The 5,093-nt window shown below is 71.6% G+C and carries 5 protein-coding genes and 1 pseudogene; 2 read left to right on the top strand and 4 right to left on the bottom strand.

Features of this window, described 5'->3' with window-relative positions:
• From CQZ88_RS31520 to CQZ88_RS21485, 4 genes and pseudogenes are all read right to left on the bottom strand, one after another.
• Nucleotides 1–780: pseudogene (locus CQZ88_RS31520) on the bottom strand (biotin-dependent carboxyltransferase family protein); the annotation flags it as partial.
• Nucleotides 777–1,433, bottom strand: coding sequence for an urea amidolyase associated protein UAAP2 (locus tag CQZ88_RS21495; RefSeq protein ID WP_006930633.1), 657 nt, complete (start codon nucleotides 1,431–1,433; stop codon nucleotides 777–779). The gene CQZ88_RS21495 and the pseudogene CQZ88_RS31520, both read right to left, overlap by 4 nt.
• A 2-nt stretch (nucleotides 1,434–1,435) precedes the next feature.
• On the bottom strand, nucleotides 1,436–2,275 hold the full coding sequence (locus CQZ88_RS21490; protein WP_050035160.1) for an urea amidolyase associated protein UAAP1: 840 nt from the start codon (nucleotides 2,273–2,275) through the stop codon (nucleotides 1,436–1,438).
• A gap of 1 nt (nucleotide 2,276) precedes the next feature.
• Nucleotides 2,277–3,821, bottom strand: coding sequence for an amino acid permease (locus tag CQZ88_RS21485; protein WP_037200858.1), 1,545 nt, complete (start codon nucleotides 3,819–3,821; stop codon nucleotides 2,277–2,279).
• Between the two features lie 199 nt (nucleotides 3,822–4,020).
• Between CQZ88_RS21485 and CQZ88_RS21480 the strand changes: the two genes are divergently transcribed.
• Nucleotides 4,021–4,698: a TetR/AcrR family transcriptional regulator gene (locus CQZ88_RS21480; protein WP_102800288.1), complete on the top strand. Its 678-nt coding sequence runs from the start codon at nucleotides 4,021–4,023 to the stop codon at nucleotides 4,696–4,698.
• A gap of 35 nt (nucleotides 4,699–4,733) precedes the next feature.
• The gene (locus CQZ88_RS21475; protein WP_102800287.1) at nucleotides 4,734–5,081 is read left to right on the top strand and encodes a type VII secretion target; all 348 of its coding nucleotides are present in this window, start codon (nucleotides 4,734–4,736) and stop codon (nucleotides 5,079–5,081) included.
• Nucleotides 5,082–5,093: the final 12 nt, after the last annotated feature.

Here is a 5,093-nt window from a genome sequence, read left to right as displayed (position 1 = left end):
GGGGGTGTCACCGGTGAAGTCGAGCGCACCGACGGAGTACGCGTTGTCGTGGATGTTGGACGGGTGCAGGCCGGCCTCCCCGCCGTCGGTGCGTGCCCACTGCGGCTTCGGCCCGGTCAGGCGCACGCCGGTGCGGTCGGAGTTGAAGTGCACCTCGTAGTCGGTGGCGTAGAGCGTGTCGATGTCGCTGCGGGTGAAGAACTCCGGAGCGCCGTGCGGGCCCTCGGTGACGGCGATCTCCCAGCGGGCGGTCATGGCCGGCACGTGTTCGGCCGGCACCGGGACGGCCGCGCCGGTCGCGACCTCCCCGACGACGAGCACGTCGCCCTCGGTGAGGGTGCGGCCCTCGTGGCCGCCGAACCTTCCGAGGGTGAAGGTGGCTGCGCTGCCGAGGAATTCGGGGACGTCGAGTCCGCCGCCGACGAGTACGTACACGCGCAGGCCGGGGCCGGCGACGGCGCCGACGTCGAGCACGCCGCCGGCGGGGACGGTGACGGGACGCCACTGCGGGACCACCGTGCCGTTCACCGTCACGGTCGCCGGGGCGCCGGTGACGCACACCTCGGTGGCATCGGTGAAGCGCAGGGCCGGCCCGGCCATGGTGGATTCGAGGCCGGCCGCGCCCTCGGGGTTGCCGAGTGCGGCGTTGCCGAGTCGGAACGACAGGTCGTCCATCGGGCCGGAGGGCGGGACCCCGATCTGCCAGTACCCGGTGCGGCCCGGATAGTCCTGCACCGTGGTGAGCATGCCGGGACGGTCGACGGTGATCTTGGTGGTCATGACGGTCGGGCCTCCGGTCGGGTGACGATCATCCGCACCGTGGTGGGGTCGAAACCGTTGCACGGATTGTTGATCTGCGGGCAGTTGGAGACGAGGACGAGCACGTCGCGGTCGGCGCGCAGTGCGAGGCGCTTGCCGGGCGCGGAGAGTCCGTCGACGATGCCGAGGGTGCCGTCGGGGTCGACGGGCACGTTCATGAAGAAGTTGATGTTGGACACCAGGTCGCGTTTGCCCAGGCCCCACCGGGCACCCTCGACGAGGAAGTTCTCGACGCAGGCGTGCTGGTGCTTGGTGTGGTGGCCGTAGCGCAGGGTGTTCGACTCCTGCGAGCAGGCGCCGCCGACGGTGTCGTGGTTGCCGACCTCGTCGGCGACGAGGGTCATCAGTTCCTCGCCGTCGGCGGCGCGCAGCACCGAGCCGGCGGTGAGGAACAGGTTGCCCTGCGCGGCGACGGTGGCGGCGGCGCTGTAGCGGACGGTGGTGTCGTGGGCGTCGTAGATCAGGGTGTCGACGGCCTGGTTGCCGTGCAGATCGACGATGGTGAGCACGTCGCCGGCGGCGACGACGGCCGACCACGGTCCGCGGGCGCCGGCGATCTCGTCGCGGATCACGGTCCCGGGGACGAGCGCCGGCAGGTCGAGGGTCGAGGTCATGATCAGTGCTCCGTTCCGGTGGCGGCAGTCCAGGCGTCCTCGGTGTTGAGGACGGCGCGCCGGTATTCGGGGTCCGTGTTCGGCAGGGTGTCGAGGTCACGCGGGGCGTGCCAGGCGAGCACCTCGAGGGTGGTTGTGGGGAACCCGGGTGCCGGGTCGAGGGGGTGGGCGGTGTTGGCGATGAGTGCGATCACCGGCAGGTGGATCAGCAGCTCGACGCAGGCTCCGGCGCCGGCGGTGCCGGTGCTGGTCAGGGCCCCGTCGGCCGCGACGCGCACGCCGTGGAAGAACGACAGGGACGGCGGCAGGTCGCGCGGGGCGAGGCCGTGCTTCGCGGCGGCGACGGTGAACAGCTCCCGCCCGGCGGGGGCGTGCGAATGCAGGCTGCCCGCCCCGTATTTCGCCGTGTTCCCGGCGAGGTTCGTGGTGCCGCACAGGGCGTCGTGGCGGCCGGAGGTGTCGGCGACGACGGTGGCGAGCACCCGGCCCTGGTCCGACAGCAGTGGGTGCCCGACGCCGAGGTAGGCCTGCCACGGCACCTTGACGGTGTCGGCGACGTTGAGCCGCTCGTGCGGGGCGTCGGCGCGGAAGAGCAGCAGGTGGGCGCAGGCGGCGCCGTCGATGTCACGCAGCCGCAGCCGGGTGCCGCGGGCGAGGACCTTGGCGGTGTAACGGCCGCCGGGCACGGTCTCCGCCCAGGTCATGGCGGCGGTGCGGCCGCCGGGCGGGGTGGGGTACGCGGTGGCGGGCACGGTGGGCATGCCGTCGGTGACGGTGCCGGCCTGCGCGCGGGCGTGCGCCTTTGCGGCGTGGGTGGTGGCGGTGTCGAGGACGCCGGTCATCTCAGGCTCCGATCGTGACGGGGTTCGGGTGCGCGGCGCGGCGCGGGAAGCACAGGGCGCCCAGAGCGACGACGGCGGCGACGGTGAGCGGTGCGGCCCACTGCAGCAGCGGCATGGTGCCGTCCGGGTTGAAGATCTCGGCGCGCGGCCAGGACAGGTTGATCACCATCAGCAGGCCGTACGCGACGGCGAGGGCGTTGACGGGCAGGCCCCATCGGCCGAGGGAGAACAGCGGGTCGCCGTCGGCGTCGGTCGCCGTGCCGTCGTGCGGCCAACCGCGCAGCCGGCGCAGCAGCAGAGGCACGGTGACCATCAGGTACGCGAGGTAGATGAGCACGATGCACACGCTCGACAGGGTCGCGAAGATCGCGCTGTTGCCCATGTTGACCGCGAGGATGCCGATGCACACCACGCCGATCAGCACGGCCGGCGCGATGGGAGTGCCGGTGCGGGCGTTGACGTGCGAGAGGATCTTCGATGCGGGCAGTCGCTCGTCGCGGGCCATCGAGAAGATCAGGCGCGACGCGGCGGTCTGGATGGCGAGGGTGCAGATGAACACGGCGATGGCGACGTCGACGAGGAGCAGCGTGCCCCACGGTGAGGACAGGATGGCGCCGAGCACGTAGGGCAGGCCCTCGGCGGCGAGGCGGCCGTCGGTGAGGCTGGGGGCGGCCATGAGGGCGCCGAGGATCATCAGGCCGCCGCCGAGGGCGGAGACCGACAGGGCGAGGCGGATGGTGCGGGGTGCGACGCGCCGCGGGTTGCGGGTCTCCTCGGCGAGTTCGCCGGCCGAGCCGAAGCCGACCATGACGTACGCGGCCATGAGGCCCGAGACGATCCACGCCCAGCCGTAGCCGGGGGCCTCCCCGGTGACGCCGGTGTCGAGGACGACCTGCGGGCCGCGGACGGCGTGGGTGAAGAACATGCCGATCACGGCGACGACACCGACGATCTCGCAGGTGACGCCGATGCTGTTGATCCGCGACATCCAGTTCACGCCGATGCTGTTGATGATCGTGGTGAGCACGAGCAGCACCGAGCCGAGCAGGACGGCATTGGCGGCGCCGGAGGAGGAGGTCAGCGACGGGTCGTCGCCGATGATCTGGAATCCGCTCCAGATGTTCGGCAGGACCACCTGCAGGGCGATCGCGGCGGCCGAGGCGGTGACCATCTGGGCGAGGATCATGAACCAGCCGGCGAACCAGCCGACCACCTCGCCGCCCATCCGGCGGGCCCATTGATAGATCGCCCCGGAGATCGGATAGCGCGCCGCGAGTTCGGCGAAGTTCAGGGCGACCATGAACTGACCGGCGAAGACCACCACCCACGTCCAGAAGAAGGCGGGGCCGCCGAAGCCGAAGCCGAGGCCGAACAGCTGGAAGATGGTCGTCAGGATGGAGACGAACGAGAAGCCGGCGGCGAAGGAGGCGAACTTGCCGAGGTTGCGGTGCAGCTGCTGCTGGTAGCCGAATTCGCCCAGGTCGCCCGCGTCCTGGTGCGAGGCGGTCGGTGCAGCGGCAGCCGGCCGGGTGAGCGTCAGGCTCATGGCGGTGTCCGTTTCTGTGCGCGGTGGCGGCGGCCGGGTGACCGTCGAAAAACTGTCGAGTGACAGTTTTCGCGAGGTCACGTCTTGTCCGAATGACCGCGGCGTAACGAGTTCGTGACCGACGTTTCCTCCGTGTGACGGTCTGCTCACCGCCCGCCCCGGGCGCTGTCACCGTCCGATCTGTGCCATCGTCGAGGACGTGACCCACGCCCGTCCCGGACGCCCCCGACTGCACCGGCCACGCCGGCCCGGTTCCACCGCGCGCGCCGAAATTCTCGACGCCGCAGCAGAACTGTTCACCACCCGTGGATTCGCGTCGACCTCGACGCGGCTCGTGGCCGAGGCGGTCGGCGGCCGGCAGGCCTCCCTGTACAACCACTTCGCCACCAAGGACGACATCCTCGCGGCGCTGCTCGAGCAGACCGTCGCCCCCACCCTGTCGTTCTGCGAGCGCCTCGGCGACGACGCGCCCGCCGAGGCGCGGCTGTACGCCCTGGCGCTGTTCGACACCGCGCAGCTCGTCGCGGGACGCTGGAATCTCGGTGCGCTGTATCTGCTTCCGGAGGTGCGCACCGAGCGCTTCGCACAGTTCCACACCGCCCGGACCGGTCTGCGCGAGTGCTACCGGCGGCTCACGGTCGCCGTCCTCGACCGCCTCGGCGCCGGCGCGGACGCCGACGACCCGCGCGCCGATCTGCCGTTCCGGCTGGTCGAATCCGCCATCAACATCCGCGCGGACCGGGGCACGGACGCCGTCGCCGACCTGCCCGACGTGCTGGCGGAGGCGGCGCTGCGCGTGCTCGGATTCACCGCGCCCGCAGAGCCCGTGCGCGACGTCGCCCGCACGCTCGTCGCCCGTGTCGCCGACTCGAGTTAGAGTGCTGCCCACGCGAATCTGATTGGGGGGTCATCATGAGCGGTTTACTCGACGCTGTCGGCTCGTTCTCGACGGGAGGCGGCGTCCGTGTCGTACCCGACGGGGTCCGGGCCTTCGGCAGCACATCCCTGCGCGCCGCGGAGGAGGTCGCCCGCGCGGGCGCGATGAATCTGCAGGCCAACGTCTCGTCGCTGAGCCCCGCCATGGGCCTGATCGGCGCGGACTTCGTCGCGGCGTTCGCCGTCACACAGGGTGCGCACACCCGCACCGTCGCGCAGCTGGCATACGTCTACGCGTCCGGCGGTGTCGCCGCGCACGACGCCGCCGCCCGGTACGAGGCGCTCGACGCCGCGGTCGCCGCGGGACTCGGGGGCGCGCGATGATCGCACAGGAGA

The organism is Rhodococcus sp. ENV425 (assembly GCF_002887785.1).
GTDB lineage: Bacteria > Actinomycetota > Actinomycetes > Mycobacteriales > Mycobacteriaceae > Rhodococcus > Rhodococcus aetherivorans.
The sequence above is the reverse complement of the archived record's forward strand: the minus strand, read 5'-3'. Positions and strand labels throughout refer to the sequence as shown.